This is a genomic window from Flavobacterium sp. HJJ (genome assembly GCF_015351475.1).
In the GTDB taxonomy this organism is placed as follows: Bacteria; Bacteroidota; Bacteroidia; order Flavobacteriales; family Flavobacteriaceae; genus Flavobacterium; species Flavobacterium marginilacus.
Window position 1 is genome coordinate 153,651 of sequence record NZ_JADKPR010000004.1, and the last position, 20,679, is coordinate 174,329.

A 20,679-nucleotide genomic window follows, 5' to 3' on the forward strand; every position below is an offset into this window, starting at 1 on the left:
AAGCCTTTTTTCATCGATCAATGGGACTGTTTGCTATCGCTATCGTATCACGATTTAAAAAAACAGAATTCCGTAACATTTTTCCAATCAAAATAAAACAAATAACAAGTAATAATCCTGACTGCAAATATGTTGTTAAATAAAGCTGTTTTGGATTATAAAACACAAATAGACTAGACGTTAGAATATATAAACAGAAAAAAATCACTTTGAGTATTTGTGGTTTTTTATTCATTTCCATATCTTTTTTATCAAATATATTCCATGTCAATAAGACATCCATCATAGGTTGTACTTGATCTTTTTCTAGAATCATTCCTCTTTGCTTAATTCTTCCCGATTCCATAAAAGAAATAGATAAAATATTTTGAGACATTTTACTATTCACTTTTATGCTGGTAATATTGGCAAAACTAACAACTGGTGATCCCGAGCTAAATAACATAATATTTAACGCTGCTGTTAAGAACATGAAAGCGAATGTAGTTCCGTAAATGGCCATTGGAATATTTGATATAGTATAAAAATAAATACCCATCGCAGTAAATAAAGGAATTGATATTAAAAATACCATTAGTGTTCTAAAAACATAGGTTACCGATTTGCTATAATCCGCTACTAAATTAATATCTGGAGTTTTACTAAAAACCAATTTGTCTTCAAAAAAATGCACATATTCATGTTTAGTTTTTAAAACAATTTTAGGCACTTCTTTTTCAGATTCAAATTCGATTAATTCATTTGGTGCAACACCCAAAACAGAAGCCAATCTTTTAAGTGTTTCAGCTGTTGGGATCGTTTCCCCATTTTCAACCCTCTGAACTGTACGCAATGATAATCCTGCTTTTCTGGCTAATTCATCCTGCGATAAAGCTTCTCTTTTTCTTAATTCTTTTACTCCTTGTGCTAAATTCTGGTTTTCCATAAATCAATTAATAATCCTCCAAAATTAATTCAAATCTGTTGTAATTAATGAAATCTGATTATGTCATCTTTACGTCATTTTCCTTATTTTGAGAAAAAAAGATTCTATAAAGATTTTCAAACAAAAAAACGTCCCAATTTCTGGGGACGTTTTAGATTCTTACTTCATCAGAATGACAAAGCAGATTATTATTTCAAACTTGCAGAAAGATATTCTCTGTTCATACGGGCGATATTTTCCAAAGAAATTCCTTTTGGACATTCAACCTCACAAGCTCCAGTGTTTGTACAGTTACCAAAACCTTCTTCATCCATCTGGCGTACCATGTTTAAAACACGGGCTGTTGCTTCTACTCTACCTTGTGGTAACAAAGCATATTGAGAAACTTTTGCACCAACGAATAACATTGCAGAACCATTTTTACAAGTAGCCACACAAGCACCACAACCGATACAAGCTGCTGCTTCAAAAGCTTTATCAGCATCATCTTTAGGAACTGGAGTTGCATTTGCATCAATAGTATTTCCAGAAGTATTTACAGAAACGAAACCTCCCGCTTGCTGGATTCTGTCGAAAGATGTTCTGTCAACAATTAAATCTTTAATTACTGGAAATGCTGCTGAACGCCAAGGCTCTATAACGATTGTATCACCGTCGTTGAACATTCTCATGTGTAACTGGCAAGTAGTAATTCCTGTATCTGGTCCGTGCGCACGTCCGTTGATGTACAAAGAACACATTCCGCAGATTCCCTCACGGCAATCGTGGTCAAATGCTACTGGTTCTTTTCTTTCGTTTACTAACTGCTCATTTAATTGATCTAACATTTCCAAAAACGAACTTGCCGTAGAAACATCATTCAATTTATATGATTCCATTTTTCCTTTCTCTTTGGAGTTCTTTTGACGCCAAATCTGAAGGGTTATATTTATATTTTTTGCTGCGCTCATGATCCTATTATTTGTAATTTCTAGCTGCGATTTTGATAAACTCGTAATTCAATTCTTCTTTGTGAAGTTCTTCATTTTTGATGTCGTAGCCTTTGTATTCCCAAGCTCCCACAAATTTGAAATTTTCGTCATCACGAAGCGTTTCTCCTTCAGCATCCTGATATTCTTCACGGAAGTGTCCTCCGCAAGATTCTTTACGCTGTAAAGCATCCATAGCCATTAATTGTCCCAATTCTATAAAATCGGCAACACGAAGTGCTTTTTCCAATTCTGGGTTCAATTCATCAGAGCTTCCTGGAACGTAAACTTCTTTGAAGAATTCTTCTTTCAAAGCTGCAATTTCTTCAATAGCTTCTGTTAAACCTTTTTCATTACGGCCCATTCCAACTTTATTCCACATAATGTTTCCTAAACGTTTGTGGAAATGATCCACTGATTTAGTTCCATTATTGGCCAAGAATTTATTGATTTGATCTTTTACATTTTTCTCTGCTTCCACGAATTCTGGTAAATCTGTAGAGATTTTTCCAGTACGGATATCGTCAGCTAAATAATCAGAAACAGTATAAGGCAATACGAAATATCCATCAGCCAATCCCTGCATTAAAGCCGAAGCTCCCAAACGGTTAGCTCCGTGATCAGAGAAGTTAGCCTCTCCTGCAACGAAACAGCCTGGAATAGTTGATTGTAAGTTATAATCAACCCAAACACCACCCATTGTGTAGTGAACGGCTGGATAAATTTTCATTGGAGTTTCATAAGGATTCTCATCGGTGATTTTTTGGTACATAGTAAACAAGTTACCATATTTTTCCTCCAACCATTTTTTTCCTAAAGTAAGAATCTCTTCTTGAGTAGGATTGTGATTTCCTTTAGCGTAAGCTGTTTGTCTTCCTTTAGATTGAACCTCTGTAGCAAAATCCAAGTAAACCCCTTCGTTAGTATCGTTAGCTTCGATTCCGCGGCCTTCATCACAAACTTCTTTTCCTGCTCTTGAAGCAACGTCACGAGGAACTAAGTTTCCAAATGCCGGATATTTTCTTTCTAAATAATAATCTCTATCTTCTTCGGCAATCTGTGTTGGCTTCAATTTACCCGCACGAATCGCTTCTGCATCTTCTTTTTTCTTTGGAACCCAAATACGTCCAGAGTTTCTTAACGACTCAGACATCAGAGTTAATTTAGATTGGTTCGTTCCGTGAACTGGAATACAAGTTGGGTGAATCTGTACATAACATGGGTTTGCGAACAAAGCTCCTTGTTTGTGGATTTTCCATCCTGCAGTTACATTCGATCCCATTGCATTTGTAGAAAGGAAATAAACGTTTCCGTATCCACCAGTTGCAATAATTACAGCATGAGCAGAATGTCTTTCGATTTCTCCAGTAATCAAGTTACGGGCAATGATTCCGCGGGCTTTTCCATTCACTTTTACCAATTCCAGCATTTCGTGGCGGTTGTACATATCGACTTTTCCTAAACCGATCTGTCTTGATAAAGAAGAATAAGCTCCTAATAATAACTGTTGTCCAGTTTGTCCTGCAGCATAAAAAGTACGCTGTACCTGCGTACCTCCAAAAGAACGGTTGTCTAACATTCCGCCGTAATCACGGGCAAAAGGAACTCCCTGAGCCACACACTGGTCGATGATGTTTCCAGAAACTTCAGCTAAACGGTGAACGTTTGCTTCACGTGCTCTGTAATCCCCTCCTTTAATTGTATCGTAAAACAAACGGAAAGTACTGTCTCCATCATTTTGGTAATTTTTTGCAGCATTGATACCTCCTTGTGCAGCGATTGAGTGCGCACGACGTGGAGAATCCTGATAGCAGAATGCTTTTACATTATAACCCATTTCGGCAAAAGATGCTGCTGCAGAAGCTCCAGCCAATCCAGTTCCTACTACGATAATATCTATTTTTGGTCGGTTATTTGGAGCAACTAACCTTAAATGGTCTTTATAATCAGTCCATTTTTGTGAAATGTGACCTTCTGGTATTTTAGAATCTAACTTCATTATAGATTGATATTAATTATTTATAAAATGATGAAATAATGCAATGAAAATAAATCCAAAAGGAACTATGATTGCAAATGCATAACAGATTTTATGCAATGACTTCCCAATTTTATTATCGAATCCTACAGATTGTAATGAGGAAGTGAAACCATGCCAAAGGTGTAACGCTAATAAAACAAAAGCAACAACATACAATCCTGTACGAACCGGGCTTTCAAATTTAGCAACTAATTCATGGTAATATCTTGTTTCATCAATTGAATTGACTTCAACATATTTATAAAGCATTTCATGAAACCAGAAATCGTACATGTGCAATCCTAAAAATGCCAAGACAACCAATCCAGAGATAATCATGTTTCTAGATGCCCATGAAGCATTTGCAGCACCATCATACTTAACGTAAGCAACTGGTCTTGCTTTTCTGTTTTTCAATTCCAGGACGAATCCCATAACGAAGTGAAAAACTACTCCCGCAACCAGAACAGGCTGCATAACAAATTGAATTAACGGGTTGTAACCCATGAAATGTGACATCGCATTGAATGAACTCTCACTAAAAACAGATACGAAATTAATGAAGAAATGAAGCGATAGAAACGAAATCAGAAAAAGTCCTGAAAGCGCCATAGCCACTTTTTTAGCTATTGACGACTTCAATATTGCAGATTTTGCCATAATGTTATAAATATTATATTTTTTTAAAAAGTCGAACAAATTTAGGGTAATTAGGAAAGAATAACAACCAAATATGCAATTTTACTTCGCAATTTATAATCATTTTAAAGTACGTAAAAAATACGTAATAAATACTTATAAAAATACGTAGTTTTGATATTTTTATAACAAATTGTAATCGATTACATATCTAAAAAAATATTGTTTCTGAAATTAAATGACAAAAATCAGCTGTCACATAAAAATTAAATACTAAAATCATACTCCGAATTATATTTGACGAAGAAAAGGCTTAAAAACTGACAATCCTATAATACAAAACAGTATTTACAGCTTATTCACTAAAAATTGTAAAACACATATTTTATAGCCTCTAAAAAATTGTATTTCCCCAAAAGCAATTTTAACTTTACCGCTTTTAAATTTTACACATGAAAACTGGAATTGACGCTATTGCATTTGATGTTGCCAAATTGCATTTACCTATAAAAACATTAGCCACAGCTAGAAATATAGAACCTGAAAAACTCGAGAAAGGCTTAGGGTTATTGAAGATGACATTGCCTGATACGCATCAGGACACTGTGGTTTTTGGTGCCAATGCTTTGACCAAACTAATTCTGGATAATAACATCAAGCTAGACGAAATTGCCCGGATATATGTCGGAACCGAAAGCGGCATTGACAGTTCAAAACCAATAGGCTCCTACTTAATTTCACTGATAGAGCAGAAGTTTGGAGAAAATACTTTGTCTGAATGTGATGTTGTCGATTTTACTTTCGCCTGCATTGGCGGTGTTGACGCCATGCAGAACTGTCTTGATTTTGTTCATCTCAATCCGACCAAAAAAGCAATTGTTGTTACAACAGACTTTGCCAAATACGATTTAAATTCTACTGGAGAATACACACAAGGTGCTGGCGCAGCTGCTATGCTGATTTCTTCAAATCCGAGAATTATCACTTTTGAAAATCACTGGGGAGTAAGCACGAAAGGTGTTTTTGATTTTTTTAAACCGTACAGAACTATTTCGAAAAAGGAAATTACAGGAAATACAAACAACGAATCTTGGTTTGATAATCTGGAAAGCGAAATCGAAATCCACAAGGATCAGCCCGTTTTTGACGGCCAATATTCGAACCAATGCTATATGGACCGTACCAGAGAAGCTTACTTCTCTTTCAAGAAATTAAAAAATACTACTGATACTGTTTATAATTCCTGGAAAAGTATTGTGATGCATTTGCCATATGCTTTTCAAGGACGCAGAATGTTATCTGAAATTTATGCTCTCGATGCAGCAGCGCCAATTTTATCTGGTAATGAAAATGCTTCTGAATACCAAAATAAACTGAAGGAAATCAGTAAATCGGATGATTACAAAACTTTTGTTTCAGAGAAATTACAGCCTGCGGAACTGGCTTCTTCATTAATTGGAAACCTTTATACTGGTTCTATTTTCATGGGACTGCTTTCTACTCTGGCTCATTTTTATGATACCAAAAAAGAAATAACAGATGAAAAATTCGGTTTTCTGGCTTACGGAAGCGGTTCCAAATCGAAAGTTTTTGAAGGAACTATTCAGTCTGAGTGGAAATCGGCCTTAACGAATGTCAACCTTTTTGAAACGCTGGAAAAAAGTTTTGAAATTGATTTTGAAACTTATGAAAAATTACACAAAAAAGAACAAAAGCAAAGTATTCAAACTCCAAAAAACGAATGGATTCTTGACCGAATAGAAAGCGAAATTCCAAATTTAATTGGAGCTCGTTATTACAAATGGATTGATTAATTTTTTTATCTTTAAAAAAACAAAATGCCACAATGGAATTATTCTTTTGTGGCATTTTATTTTTTGAGATCTAACAAGTTTTAAGAACCTGTTAGGTCTTACGTCTTGTTTAACGTTTTTCTAATGACAGCAAAAAAGCAAAATTTCCTCGATTGTAGTAGAAATCATTATGTGCCGGGGTTCGGCACGGAAAGCGGGACCAATACCTGCTAAAAATGCCTAATCTTTCTGCTTCAAAAAAAATAATCGGGATCAAAATTATAAACAATAACGTTATAATGCAGCTAGTAATTGTTAGCTACGGATTTAAACAAATTCATTTAGTACCTTTGTATTTCATTTTAAAGAGCGACGACTTTGCAATATTTTAATTTTATAGGGTGGTATAAAGCCAAAGGAAAATACAAAAAAAACTATCGAGATGTCAAAGCATCCTATCTGCTTAGGATTCGTATGGCGGTTTCTATGTTTTATTTTGCTATGGGTTTGTGTTTTGCGACTTGGGCAAGCCGTATTCCAACTATTAAATCAACTTTGCATTTAAGTGACGGGCAATTAGGTACTATTCTTTTTGCGTTGCCAGTCGGGCAGTTAACGATGATGTATTTTTCGGGAAAATTAGTGACCCGTTTCGGCAGTCATCGGATTTTACCTTTTGCTATTTCAATGTATGCAGTAAGTTTAACCAATTTGGGATTGGCACAAAATGCATGGCAATTGGCACTTGCATTGTATACTTTCGGAATCTTTGGTAACCTGACTAATATCTCTGTAAACACTCAGGGCATTTATACCGAAGGTCTTTTTAAAAGAACCATTATGTCCTCTTTTCACGGAATGTGGAGTTTAGCTGGATTTACCGGTGCGCTGGTAGGTTTGGGGATGTTAGCGTTACAGCTTAGTACGTATACTCATTTTTTAATCGTTGCTTTTACAGCTTTTTTGTTAATTGGTCTCAATTTCAAACTCTTGATAAAAGCCAAGGAAACGGTTAAGGCGGAGAAGAAAAAAGGATTCCGTAAACCAGATAAGACCTTGATTTTACTTGGAGTTATAGGATTTTGCAGTATGGCCAGCGAAGGAATTATGTTTGATTGGAGTGGCGTATTCTTTAAAGATATTGTCAAAGCACCTGGCGCTTTAATAATCTTGGGATATACTTCGTTTATGATTATGATGGCCAGCGGGCGTTTTTTTGGGGACAAATTAATCAATAAATATGGGCGAAAAAAAGTAATGCAGATTAGCGGAATCATGATTTCATCTGGTTTCTTTACTGCAGTGGCTTTTCCATATATAATTCCATCAATGCTTGCTTTTATGGTTATCGGATTGGGAGTTTCTACCGTAGTTCCTACTTTGTACAGTATCGCAGGAAAACACCCGACAATACCAACTGGTGAAGCTCTGACTACTGTTTCAAGTGTGAGTTTCTTAGGCTTTTTGATGGGGCCGCCCGTTATAGGCCATATAGCCGAACTTTCAAGTCTGCGTTTTTCTTTCGCGTTTATTGGAATCTTCGGTTTTCTTATCGCTTTCATGGTAGGACGCATAAAAGTGATTAGTGAATAATCACAAAAAATAAGTTTTTGCTTCTTTTTTTAAATAGTTTTTTTCTTATGTTTGTTCCCGAAGTTAATCGGGAGCTATTTCTATTTGGTTGATATTCAAAATACCATTTTATTTTTCCAAAACATTTTTTATCCTTTTTGAACAAATTTAATCTCTGGGTTTGTTTGTGTTTTGTCGCAGTGCATTCCATTTGTTTACAAAATAGGTATGAAGAAATTTTTGTTAGGAATGCTTTTTTTATGGAAAATAACTTTTGTTTTTGCTCAAAAACCAACAGGTGTTAAAGGGAAAATAATAGATTCTAAAACTCAGAAGCCATTAGAAAATGTAGTAGTTACTGTTGCAAATACTCAGTTGATACAACTCACTTCGAGTGATGGCATTTTTAGTTTTTATAATGTTTTGTCGGGAAATCAATTAGTGCTTTTACATAGTCAGGGTTTTAAGGATCTGCTGCTTTCTATTGTGATTACAAAAGATCAAATGCTTGACTTGGGAGTTATTCCGATGGAAGACAGTCAAATGGTCGAACAGCAGACGGGCTTAATCACGCTTCTCGAAACCGATTTGAGTGATGACAACAGCGGTTCCGAAAGTACTTCGGGACTTTTGCAGTCTTCCAGAGATGCTTTTCAGCAGGCGTCAGCGTTCAATTGGGGTCAGGCTCGATTTAGAATTCGAGGATTGGACAGTCAATATGCTACCACAACCATTAATGGCGTTACAATGAACAAATTGTACGACGGCCGTCCGCAATGGGGTGATTGGAGCGGACTGAATAATGCCGTTCGGAATCAGGAATTCACAATTGGTTCTTTCCCTTCGGACTATGTTTTTGGTGGAATTTTGGGAACCCAGCAGATTAATACCCGAGCTTCTATTTACAGAAAAGGAACGGTGCTTTCCTTCTCGGGAACCAATACCAATTATGATTGGCGGATGGTCGGAATGTATGCCTCGGGAATGAATGCAAAAGGATGGGCATTTGTAGTTTCTGCAGGTACCCGCTGGGCTGAAGAAGGTTATTTTGAAGGGACGAATTATAATGCTATTGCTGGTTTTATTAGTGTCGAAAAGAAAATAAACGATCAGCATTCTTTAAATTTCTCCGGATTTTACACACCCAATTCCCGAGCCAAAAATTCGCCAAATACCGCCGAAGTTACCGAATTGACAAGCGAAAAGTACAATTCTTATTGGGGGATGCAGGACGGGAAAAAACGAAATGCCAGAATAAAAACCATCGAAGAACCGATCTTGATGCTGAATCATTTTTTTACCATCGATGAATATTCAACGCTAAATTCAAGTTTGACGTATCAATTTGGAAAAATCACAAACAGTAATATTGACTATCAAAACGCCATTAGTCCGGATCCAACTTATTACAAAAAAATGCCAAGCTATTACTCTTCAATGTATGCTTCGGATGATGGTGAATTTTCGGGAGCATTTACTCCTGATTATGAGGAAGCTGAGAAAAGCAAAGAGCAGTTTTTGACCAATAATCAAATCGATTGGAATGCTTTGTATTATGCCAATCAGTCGCCGGTTTTGGATGGAAACGGAAATATAACTGCCTATAAACCCGCAAAAAGCAATTATGTTTTGTATGAAGATCATACTGACGACCAAACTATGACGGCAACTTCCTCTTTCAATACACAGATAAATGATAATCTTTTTTTGACGGCGGGTGGTTTTTACAGCCATTTAAAATCTCATAATTACCAGCAATTAACAGATTTATTGGGAGGTTTGTATTTTGAAGATATTGATGTTTTTTATAATGGAGATCAAGCGCAGTCGGATTTGAACCATCCCGACAGACAAGTTGTGGAGGGGGACACCTACGGCTACAATTTTAATTATGTGGCGAATTCTTTAAATCTGTTTACCAATTTTAAATTCACCTACGACAAAGTCGATTTTTATTTGGCACAAAATTTTGTAAGTACCAATTATCAACGGGAAGGTTTGTATCAAAACGGAATTTATCCAACGAATTCTTTTGGCAAAAGTGAGAAAGTGCAATTGGAGAATTTTGGCTTCAAAGGTGGAATTCTTTTCAAAATTTCGGGCAGACAACAGGTGAATTTTAACGGAGCCTATCTTTCGAATGCACCGACAATTAGGAATGCTTTTCCGAATTCTCGTTTGAATAATTCGGTTGTTGCTGGATTGGAGAATGAAAACATAAGCAGTCTGGATGCGAGTTATTTTTATCGTACCCCAAAATGGCAAACACGCCTCACTCTTTTTTATACCAAAATAAAAAACATCACACAAACTTCGTTCTTTTATGCCGAAGGAATTTTTGATGACGGAGCAGGATATGCCAGCACTGATGCTTTTGTAAGCCAGACTTTAACACATTTGGACAAAAGGAATTTGGGTGCCGAGTTCAGTTTTCAATATCAATTAAGTCCGACACTGATGACTAATTTTTCGGTGGCGTATGGGCAATATACTTATGCTAGCAATCCCAATGTCACTATAACCAATGACGCCCAAGCCACTGAAGAAAATCCAAACCCAGTATTCAATTTTGGAACTTCTGCATTAAAAAATTACCATCAGGCAGGAATGCCACAGCAGGCCGTTTCATTAGGGATCGAATACCGCGATCCAAAATATTGGTGGATTGGTGCCAATATCAATTATCTGGCCGAGTGTTTTATAGATGTTTCTCCTATTTCCAGAACCGATACATTTTATAAAAATCCGGCGAGCGGTTTGAATTTCCCTGAAGCTTCAGAAGAAAGAGCTCGTGAATTATTGACACAGGAAAAATTTGATCCTATTAATTTGTTGAACATTTCTGGCGGAAAATCTTGGAAAATAAAAGGAAAGAACGTCGGGCTTTTTGCAACGCTGAATAACGTTCTCGATTTGAAATATAAAACGGGAGGATATGAACAAGCGAGAAATGCCAATTTCAGACAGCTCAATCAGGATGTTTCCAGCGGGACTCCCAATTTTGGTAACAAATATTTTTATGGTTATGGAAGAACCTATTTTGTAAACCTGTACATCAATTTATAAATATAAAAATTAATGAATATGAATTTAAAATGCTGCACTGTTTTTTTAGGAATTGTAATGATTTTAAATGGTTGTACCAAAGAAGAATTTGATGTGCCAAAATTAGCCTGTAATCAGCCTGACCTAAATGTAAACCGTACTGTTGAAGAAGTCCGCGCTGTTACAAGTTCCATAGTGACACAATACAAATATGATGATATTATTGAAGCCTATGTGGTTTCCAGTGATGAGGAAGGGAATTTTTTTAAGACTATTTCGTTTCAGACTTTGGCAACAGCCAAAGCACCAGCGACGGGTTTTAGTGTTCCTGTTGATGCCTCGAATAGCTATATTGATTTTAGATTGGGCAATAAAGTTTATATCAAAATGAAAAAACAATATACCGATATTTATTATGGCGGTCTGCGCATTGGGGATATTTTTGTTAATAGCTATAACGAAGGCGGTGTTGGCCGAATTTCTCAAAACGATTATAAAAAAGTACTGAATGCTTCCTGTACAATGATTGATGAAAGCCAATTGGTCAAGCTGGTTAGTGTTGAAGAGGCTTTAGATGATGCCAAGATTAATACATTAATCGAATTGAAAGATGTGGAGTTTACCGAATCGGCGCTGGGACGGCATTATTATGAAGAAACCAATGATGTTGGCGGAGCAACAAACTGGAATCTGCGGGACAAAACAGGAAGTCAGATTATTTTCAGAACAAGCGGTTATGCCGATTTTTCAGATCATTTAGTACCAGAAGGAAGCGGTACAATCCGTGGAGTTTTGACAAAATTCGGCACCGATTATCAATTAATGGTAAGGTCTGAAAAAGATATTGTAATGAACGGAAATAGAAGTATTCCCTTCTTTGCTGAAGATTTTCAATCCGTTAAAAATAATGTAAATTTTGCGTTGCCTGGCTGGAGCAATGTTGTCGAAAAAGCCACCAAATTATGGAAAAGCATAGTCTATAGTGGTAATGGCTATGCCGAGTTCAATACGACAAGTACTACCGCAGCAGAAAATATTGCCTGGCTGGTTTCCCCAAAAATTAATTTGAAAGATTATAAAAAGTCTGTATTGTCTTTTCGAAGCGCACAGCATGATTTGAAAATCGATTCTCCTCTCAACACATTAGAAGTGTATGTGTCAGCCAATTTTGACGGTTCCAGTATAACCAAGGCAAAATGGACAAAATTAACTGCCAAAGTACCGTCCTTATCAACACCATCCCGCACATTTATTAGTTCCGGCGGTATTGATCTGTCTTCTTATACAGGAAATATTCACATCGCATTTAAATATATTGGTTCTGGCAAAGACAAAACTTTAAACGGTGCTTTTATGGTCGATGATGTCAAGATTTTTGGAGAAAAATAATTAAATTAACCATTAAGGAATTAAGGGTACATTAAGAATTAAAACCTTAATTCCTTAATGGTTCAAAAAGAAAATTACTTTTTATTTTCAATAATGCTAATCGCATAACCGCCTCCTGCGGTGCTCAGTTGAGAAAGCTTAGATTTATTGGTCACTTCTATTTTTCGAATGATGTAAGCCTGCGGATTTGTTTTGTAATCAGCATCTTTTGCATCAGCATAAATAGTAGCGGTATATTTTTTTCCTTTATCCAAAAAAGAAAAATTAATGTTCGAAGTCCTCGGTTCATATCCGTTTACATTCCCGACAAACCAATTATTTGTTCCTTTTGCTTTTCGGGCAACAGTGATGTATTGTCCTGGTTCAGCTTCCAGATAATTGCTTTCGCTCCAGTCTACTGCTACGTCTTTGATAAATTGGAAAGCATCCGGGAACTTATTGTAATGTTCAGGGAAATCGGCCGCCATCTGCAAAGGACTGTAAAGCGTAACGTACAGTGCTAATTGATTTGCAATAGTGCTGTTTACATGCGATTTATTGTTTGGACTGAATTTACTTAAATCCATTTCGAAAATTCCGGGAGTATAATCCATTGGTCCGCCAATCAATCGGGTGAAAGGTAATAATGTCACGTGATTGGGTTTTGAACCTCCAAAAGCTTGGTATTCTGTTCCTCTCGCCGCCTCATTACCGATTAGATTTGGATAGGTTCTGCAGATACCTGTTGGCCGGACTGCTTCGTGTGCATTGAGCATAATTTTATAATCGGCCGCTTTTTCTATCGCATATTGATAATGATTAATCATAAATTGGTTGTAATGATTATTGCCATTAGATATGATGTCGCCTACATAACCGCTTTTTACAGCATCATATCCATTATCTTTCATGAACTGGTATGCTTTGTCCATATGGCGTTCATAATTGCGAACTGATCCAGATGTTTCATGGTGCATAATTATTTTTACGCCTTTAGATTTTGCATATTCATGAAGTCCTTTCACATCAAAATCTGGGTAAGGTGTCACAAAATCAAAAACGAAGTCTTTGTAATAGCCAAACCAGTCTTCCCAGCCTTGGTTCCATCCTTCGACTAATACGGCATCAAAACCATTTGCAGCAGCAAAATCAATATATTTTTTTACGTTGGCATTGTTAGCGCCATGCGTGCTGTTTGGTTTTGCTTTTGAAAAATCGGTAACGCCAAGCTGTACTGATGGGAATTCGTCAGTGTAGGACCATGAGCTTTTTCCTGTAATCATTTCCCACCATACACCTACATATTTTACAGGTTTAATCCATGAAGTATCTTCTATTTTGCAGGGATCATTCAAGTTTAAAGTCATTTTGGAAGCTAAAATTTCTCTGGCATCATCGCTTACAATGATGGTTCGCCAAGGAGAATGTGAAGGTGCCTGAATATATCCTTTGGCACCCTTTTCATCTGGAGTCAGCCATGATTCAAATACCATGTTTTTATCATCAAGATTCAAGTGCATACAGGAATAATTAATCAATGCGGCTTCGTGCAGATTAATGTAAATCCCTTCATTTGTTTTCAGCATAAGAGAGGTTTGCACTCCAGTTGATGAAAAGGATGTCTGTGATAAGTTGGCGGTTTTTGCTTTTTCGGTCAATCCTCTTATTTCAGATAATTTTGAAGTGGTATAATCGTATTCCTGAGTGTCATAATCTCCTGGAATCCAAAAAGCAGTATGATCGCCTGTCATGGCAAATTGGCTTCTTTCTTCTTTTATAACAAAATAAACTAAGTTCTTTTGTGCCGGGAATTCATAGCGGAAACCAAGACCGTCATTAAACAGCCGAAAACGGATGATTATTTGTCTATCGGTTTCTTTCTGATTTAATGTAAGTGCCAGTTCGTTATACTGATTGCGGATCGACTCCGTTTCTCCCCAGACCGGTTTCCAGGTTTCATCAAAAGTTGAAGTTTTATGATCTATTACTGTAAAATCATTGAGTAATGACTTTTTATCATTTTTTAGTTCAAGCCCCAATTTACTCGGCTTTATGATTGTTTTGTTTTTGTAGCTTAAACTATAACTTGGAGTTCCGTCATTTTGTAATGCAAACTCCATAATAAAATTACCATTGGGAGATTTCAGCTGCTGTGAATTGGCATACTGCAAAGCCAAAAAATAAAATAAAGCGGTATAGACTAACTGTTTCATATAAATAAAATTTGGTTATTATTTCAAATCTAAGTTTTTCAAAATCGATTATTTTTAAATCATTAGTCTTGATCAAATTGACCAAAGATGCCGTATTTTGATATTCAAAAAAAAATCGTTTTCGAAAAAGTAAAAGTATACGCTTTGAAGTCCTGAAAATTTTGATTTTTATAAAAAGTAGATTGGTTTTTTAAAAATACAAAATAAATTACTAAAAATCAATAAGTTGAATTTATTTAGTTTTAAAAAAAAGTGGTACAGGAATAGCTTAGAATTCCAAAAACAAGTAAAACTGTGTTCAATAAATTTAAAAAATGAAAGGTTTTATTCCTCAGTTTTTCCAATCTGCATTACTCTTTCTTCAAATTCATCTCTGGGACCGGCAGATTTGTTTTTGAGCTGGGAGCGGTAATTGTATATAGTCGAAATCGAGTAGCGAAGGAAAACAGCAATTTTAGCACTGTCTTTTATACCCAGACGGATGAGTGCAAAAATCCGCAGTTCAGTATTGAGCTGTTCGCCTTCTTTTGGCAGAATAGCTTCGCTGGGAAGTAACAGCGCATTAAAAGCATTGATAAAATCTGGAAATAACTGTAAAAAAGTTTTGTCAAAATTGGTATAAAATTCTTTTAATTCATTTTCGATATATTCTTTTGACTTCACCGTATTTACAAGATCGTTTATTTTTCCGGTCGTTGCCAATACATTTAGTTTTCGCTGATACTCATCCAGTTTTCCTAAATAATCTGAACTTTGGTCCATATAACGGCCAATATAAATTTCTTTTAAAAAATTGGCTTCAGATAAAGTATTGTTTGAAAAATTTAATTTTTCATTAAAAGTATTTAGCTCGGAATTCAATTCAGAAAGTTTATCATTTGCCAAACTCAGCTCTTTTTTTGCGGCTGCTAATTTTTTCATCTGCTTAAAAAACAAAAGCAAAAGAGCTAATAAAATCAGTACTAAGAAACTGGCACTAATTAAAAAGATAATCAATTGGAATCTATTAGTTTCATTTTGCTGCTGATAGGATTCACTGATGATGGGCAGCATTTTTGATATTTCATAAGTTCTTAAGCGTGCGTTGCACAGAACTGCGTCATCCATTGAACGTTTGATATACGTATAAGCCCGATCGATATCGCCATCTTCATATAGTAAAAAAGCTAACGAACGAAGAGAAATATACTCTTTTTTGGACAGCTGTAAGTCTGATAAAGCCGAAATACCGAGCCATTTTTTTTCTTTATCTCTATTCTTTTTTTGCTTGTAAGCTTGGGAAATAACATAGGCTATAATTGCTCGGTTAGGGTCATCCTGATGAATTTTTGGAAAAAGAGGAAGTAATAAATCAAGAGCTTCATCTTGTTTTTTATTGTCAAGATACCAATCTGCCTTTGCGATAATGTATGAAATGGAATTGACAGGATAAAAATTCACACAGGAATCCCGATATTTTTTGGAAAGCAGCTGGTACTTTTCTTTTTCTTGTTTAGAAGAAGCATTGTCAGCCATTTGTCCATAAATCATTCTGCTCACACTAAAAAGAGAACCTTTTAAGTTTGCAATAGAAACTGTTTTAAGAGAATTCAAAGCGTCGATACCTTCTTTGTACATGCCTAAAGTTCCCATTATTGTTATGAGATTTAATTTGGCTTGATTCAGTTTTTCAGTTTCATTTAGTTTTTCAGCTATTTTGAGATTCTTTCTGGCATATACTAAAGCAGAATCAGACTGATATGAATTATATCTATTGTACAGTTTTTGGGTAACCTCATATTCAGAAATAGGAGTATGGGTGTTTTTTAAAAGTGATTTGAGCTGGGAAATCTCACGTTCTTTTTTTTGAGTGTAAAAGGAATTATTTTCAATTGTCTGATCTATTTCAGACAATAAGTCATCTGGTTTTTTTTGTGCCAATGAATAGTAGGGCAGTAACAAAATGGCAGCAAACAGTAAAAATTTATTCATTGAACGCAGATTTGTTTCCTGTAAAAATAATTAAAAATTGAAATGAAAAACCGCCTTGAATCTTTAAAAGATTTAAGACGGTTTTATATTTTGATGTACTAAAAGTTACTCTATTTCAGAAACTCTTAAGGTATTTACCATACCTTTTTCAACAATAGGCATAGCAGCAAGGTTGATTAAGAAATCTCCTTTTTTCACAAAACCTTTCTCTTTTACGATATTATTTACGTCTACAACAGTATCATCTGTGCTAACTGATTTTTCGTAATAAAATGATTTTACTCCCCAAAGTAAATTAAGCTGAGTCAAAATTCTTTTATTTGAAGTAAAAACCAAAATATGTGCAGATGGTCTCCAAGCCGAAATTTGAAATGCGGTATAACCACTGTTGGTTAAAGTACAAATTGCTTTTGCTTTGATAGCATTGGCCATGATAGCTGCATGCTGGCAAACTGTTTTTGTGATAAAACGGTTTGTTCTTACCTGAGGTGAGTTTTGTGGAACTTGAATAAGCGGTGAATCTTCAACAGCTTCAAGGATTTGAGTCATTTTTTGGATTACCTGTACTGGATAATTACCTGTAGCAGTTTCTCCGGAAAGCATCACGGCATCAGCTCCATCCATAACCGAGTTGGCTACGTCGTTTACTTCTGCACGGGTTGGAGTTAAGCTGGTAATCATTGTTTCCATCATTTGAGTAGCAACAATAACTGGGATTCTGGCAGTTTTAGCTCTGCGGATTAATTCTTTTTGAACCAATGGTACTTCATGCGCAGGTAATTCAACTCCAAGGTCACCTCTTGCAACCATCAAAGCATCACAATAAGCAACAATTCTATCCATATTGTCTAATGCTTCCGGCATTTCGATTTTGGCAATAATTGGAATTTTATGCTCAGAATGTTTTGCAATCAATTCTTGTAAATCTTGTAAATCTCTAGGTGTTTTTACAAATGAAAGAGCGATCCAGTCTAATTTCATTTCTATTGCAAAAATGGCATCAGCAATGTCTTTTTCTGTTAATGCAGGTAATGAAATCTTAGTATTTGGCAAATTCACTCCTTTTTTGGATTTCAATTCACCTCCTTGGATAACACGTGCAACAACTTCAGATTTTTTATCGGTTTCAACGATTTCAAAAATCAATTTACCATCGTCCAATAATACTCTTTCTCCAGGATTAACATCATTAGGGAAATTTTGGTATTTCATAAATACTCTTTTAGAAGTACCTATTATATCTTCAGCAGTTGTGAAAGTAATCAAATCACCATCATTAACAACAACTCCATCTTCCATAACCCCAACACGAAGTTTAGGGCCTTGTAAGTCTCCAAGAATACCAGTAGTGTATCCAAATTCTTCGTTTATGCCGCGTATAATATTGATTTTGTTTTTAACATCTTCATAATCAGCATGAGAAAAATTCACTCTAAATACATTTACACCTGCCTCGATCATATCTTTAATGATCTCTCGTGTACTACATGCAGGCCCAAGAGTGGCTACAATTTTGGTTTTTTTGTTTGTAAGCATTTTTTTTAAAAAATTAGATTGTTTTTTGATTTTATCTTATTTATTTCAACAATATAGTTGGCAGCTATTTGATCTATTGAATTCAGCTCACTTTGAATTTTCAAAAGATTGGTGTCGTCTTCGCTGTTTTCAATTTTCAAAAAGTAATTTACTTTTTTAAATTCAGGAATCATGTACACTTTTTTTGCTACTTCAATGTCAAAATTTGTAAACAAACTTTGATTGTCTTCTTTTTTTTGTTGAATGACTTCGTTTATATTTTGTATCAAATCCCATGAAATATCTTTTTTCTTTTCATAATAATGAAATCTAGAAAAATGAACTTCTCCTTCTTTATCAGTAATTTGAATTTCTTTGATAGATTTATTCAGGTTTACATGAAGTTTTTGATTGATAAAATAAGCCAATCGGTAATCTTCTAATGTGGTGTGAATAGCAATAAGACTATAATCTATCTCGTCAAATTCACCAAAATTCAGTTTATGAATCGCCATGGTCATTAAAAAATAAGCTGTAAATATAATATTTCTAAATTAGTAAAAGGACGCTTACTGACTAGGATTATGATATTTTATTAACGAAAACGATGTAGCATTAATAATCATTTAGCTATTTTCTTTCAATTTTTTCCTGAAAAGCAAAGTAAGCGCGTTGCGAAGCTTTCTCTTCTGCTTTCTTTTTTGAAGTAGCTCTGGCTTTTGCAACTACTTTGTCATCAATACTTAGTTTAACACCAAACAGCCGCTGACCATCAATTGCATTGTCGTCAAAAATATCATAATGGAATTGTTTTTTCTCTTTTTGACACCATTCTATCACTAGGCTTTTATAACTGATTACTTTACCTTCCAGTCTTGCAATGTCCACATAGGGAATAACAACCCTTTTTTGTATAAATTTTTCACAGTATTCGTACCCTTTATCTAAATAAATTGCACCTATTAAAGATTCAAATATGTTTCCATGTATGTTCTCTCCAAAGTGATGCACAGGAACTTTGCTTTCAACAAATTCAATTAGGTTTAAGTCTTTGCCTAGTTCATTCAGATGCTCCCGGCTTACTATTTTTGAACGCATTTTCGTTAAGTAACCTTCATCTCCTAATGGGGCTTCATTGAATAAGTAGGCGGCAATAACCGAACTCAGCATCGCATCACCTAGAAACTCAAGTCTCTCATAATTAATTGGATTGCCTTTTAAATCGATGCGGTTTGATGAACGATGCGTAAAGGCTTTTCTGTAAAATTCCAGAGAAATAGGGTCAAATCCAAGGATGGATTGAATAGCAGTAAAAAAAATCCCGTCTTCTTGAGAACGGGATTTTGAGAATATTTTTTTTAGAAAACGCATTTTATGCTTTGTAATCTAATTTTTTAACCAAAACGCAGGCGTTATGGCCGCCAAAACCAAATGTATTACTCATAACAACATTCATTTCTCTTTTTTGAGCAACGTTAAAAGTAAAGTTTAATTTTGGATCGATATTTTCATCATCTGTAAAATGATTTATTGTTGGAGGCACAATTCCGTGCTTTAATGAAAGAATACATGATATTGCTTCTATTGCTCCAGTTGCACCAAGTAAATGACCAGTCATAGACTTTGTTGAATTCAGATTCATTGTATATGCATGTTCACCAAAAACATGAAGAATTGCTTTAGATTCTCCAATATCACCAAGCGGAGTTGAAGTTCCATGCATATTTACACCGTCTACATCTGTTGGCTCTAAGCCAGCATCTCTTAAACAGTTTAACATTACATTTTTAGCTCCTAATCCTTCAGGATGCGGTGCAGTAATGTGATATGCATCTGCAGACATTCCGCCTCCTCCTATTTCGCAGTATATTGTTGCACCACGGGCTACCGCATGCTCGTATTCTTCTAAAATTAATGCTCCAGCACCTTCTCCAAGTACAAATCCATCTCTTCCTTTGTCCATCGGTCTTGAAGCTGTTTTTGGATCATCATTTCTTGTTGATAAGGCATGCATAGCATTAAAACCTCCCATTCCAGCAATTGTTACAGCAGCTTCAGAGCCGCCAGTTACAATAACATCTGCATGACCAAGACGGATATAATTGAAAGCATCGATGATAGCATTTGTTGATGATGCACAAGCAGAAACTGTTGTGAAATTTGGCCCTCTAAATCCATGCTTCATAGAAATAAGACCGCCAGCTATATCTGCAATCATTTTTGGTATAAAGAAAGGATTGAACTTAGGTGTACCATCCCCTTCTGAAAAATTAAGAACTTCAATTTGAAAAGTTTCTAATCCTCCAATTCCTGAACCCCAAATAACACCGACTCTGTCTTTATCTAATTTGTCATAGTCAAAATTAGCATCATTTACGGCTTGGTCAGATGCAACCATAGCGTATTGTGCATAACGGTCCATTTTTCTGGCTTCTTTTCTATCAATAAAATCTTCTACATTGAAGTTTTTTACTTCACAGGCAAATTTTGTTCTAAACTTTGAAGCATCAAAATAGGTTATTGGTGCAGCGCCGCTAACACCGTTAATTAAGCCATTCCAAAACTCCTCAACAGTATTACCAATGGGAGTAAGGGCTCCAAGGCCTGTTACAACAACTCTTCTTAAAACCATAAACGTTTTTATTTTTGT

14 protein-coding genes are annotated in these 20,679 nt (G+C 35.5%); 4 read left to right on the forward strand and 10 right to left on the reverse strand.

All coding sequences use genetic code 11. The features are described from left to right. Positions 1-10: 10 nt before the first annotated feature. From IRZ80_RS05115 to IRZ80_RS05130, 4 genes are all read right to left on the reverse strand, one after another. Positions 11-925, reverse strand: a complete 915-nt coding sequence (locus tag IRZ80_RS05115) for a helix-turn-helix domain-containing protein (RefSeq protein ID WP_194640483.1) — start codon at positions 923-925, stop codon at positions 11-13. A 188-nt stretch (positions 926-1,113) separates the two neighbouring features. Further along, positions 1,114-1,875 (reverse strand): succinate dehydrogenase/fumarate reductase iron-sulfur subunit, encoded by a 762-nt coding sequence (locus IRZ80_RS05120; protein WP_115813277.1) that lies wholly within the window; start codon positions 1,873-1,875, stop codon positions 1,114-1,116. A gap of 7 nt (positions 1,876-1,882) precedes the next feature. Continuing rightward, positions 1,883-3,892 (reverse strand): fumarate reductase/succinate dehydrogenase flavoprotein subunit, encoded by a 2,010-nt coding sequence (locus IRZ80_RS05125; protein ID WP_194640484.1) that lies wholly within the window; start codon positions 3,890-3,892, stop codon positions 1,883-1,885. Between the two features lie 12 nt (positions 3,893-3,904). Then, the gene (locus IRZ80_RS05130; protein ID WP_194640485.1) at positions 3,905-4,573 is read right to left on the reverse strand and encodes a succinate dehydrogenase cytochrome b subunit; all 669 of its coding nucleotides are present in this window, start codon (positions 4,571-4,573) and stop codon (positions 3,905-3,907) included. 431 nt (positions 4,574-5,004) lie between these two features. Between IRZ80_RS05130 and IRZ80_RS05135 the strand changes: the two genes are divergently transcribed. The 4 genes from IRZ80_RS05135 (at position 5,005) to IRZ80_RS05150 (ending at position 12,351) form a co-directional block, all read left to right on the forward strand. Next, positions 5,005-6,366, forward strand: a complete 1,362-nt coding sequence (locus IRZ80_RS05135) for a hydroxymethylglutaryl-CoA synthase family protein (RefSeq protein WP_194640486.1) — start codon at positions 5,005-5,007, stop codon at positions 6,364-6,366. A 357-nt stretch (positions 6,367-6,723) separates the two neighbouring features. Next, on the forward strand, positions 6,724-7,938 hold the full coding sequence (locus IRZ80_RS05140; protein WP_228520810.1) for an MFS transporter: 1,215 nt from the start codon (positions 6,724-6,726) through the stop codon (positions 7,936-7,938). Positions 7,939-8,145: 207 nt separating this feature from the next. Further along, positions 8,146-10,983, forward strand: coding sequence for a TonB-dependent receptor (locus IRZ80_RS05145; protein ID WP_194640487.1), 2,838 nt, complete (start codon positions 8,146-8,148; stop codon positions 10,981-10,983). A gap of 18 nt (positions 10,984-11,001) precedes the next feature. Then, positions 11,002-12,351 (forward strand): DUF5689 domain-containing protein, encoded by a 1,350-nt coding sequence (locus tag IRZ80_RS05150; RefSeq protein ID WP_194640488.1) that lies wholly within the window; start codon positions 11,002-11,004, stop codon positions 12,349-12,351. Between the two features lie 74 nt (positions 12,352-12,425). Here IRZ80_RS05150 and IRZ80_RS05155 read toward each other — a convergent pair whose 3' ends face one another. From IRZ80_RS05155 to fabF, 6 genes are all read right to left on the reverse strand, one after another. Next, positions 12,426-14,543 carry a glycoside hydrolase family 97 protein gene (locus IRZ80_RS05155; protein WP_194640489.1) on the reverse strand — a complete coding sequence of 706 codons (2,118 nt, stop codon included), beginning with the start codon at positions 14,541-14,543 and terminating at the stop codon, positions 12,426-12,428. 324 nt (positions 14,544-14,867) lie between these two features. Then, the gene (locus IRZ80_RS05160; protein ID WP_194640490.1) at positions 14,868-16,514 is read right to left on the reverse strand and encodes a DUF6377 domain-containing protein; all 1,647 of its coding nucleotides are present in this window, start codon (positions 16,512-16,514) and stop codon (positions 14,868-14,870) included. Between the two features lie 105 nt (positions 16,515-16,619). After that, positions 16,620-18,050 carry a pyruvate kinase gene (gene pyk / locus IRZ80_RS05165; RefSeq protein ID WP_194640491.1) on the reverse strand — a complete coding sequence of 477 codons (1,431 nt, stop codon included), beginning with the start codon at positions 18,048-18,050 and terminating at the stop codon, positions 16,620-16,622. 5 nt (positions 18,051-18,055) lie between these two features. Next, a complete protein-coding gene (locus tag IRZ80_RS05170; RefSeq protein WP_194640492.1) occupies positions 18,056-18,544 on the reverse strand; it encodes an IPExxxVDY family protein in 489 nt (162 codons plus the stop codon). A 115-nt stretch (positions 18,545-18,659) separates the two neighbouring features. After that, on the reverse strand, positions 18,660-19,400 hold the full coding sequence (rnc, locus tag IRZ80_RS05175; protein WP_194640493.1) for a ribonuclease III: 741 nt from the start codon (positions 19,398-19,400) through the stop codon (positions 18,660-18,662). 1 nt (position 19,401) lies between these two features. Beyond that, the gene (gene fabF, locus IRZ80_RS05180; protein ID WP_194640494.1) at positions 19,402-20,661 is read right to left on the reverse strand and encodes a beta-ketoacyl-ACP synthase II; all 1,260 of its coding nucleotides are present in this window, start codon (positions 20,659-20,661) and stop codon (positions 19,402-19,404) included. Between the last annotated feature and the right edge of the window lie 18 nt (positions 20,662-20,679).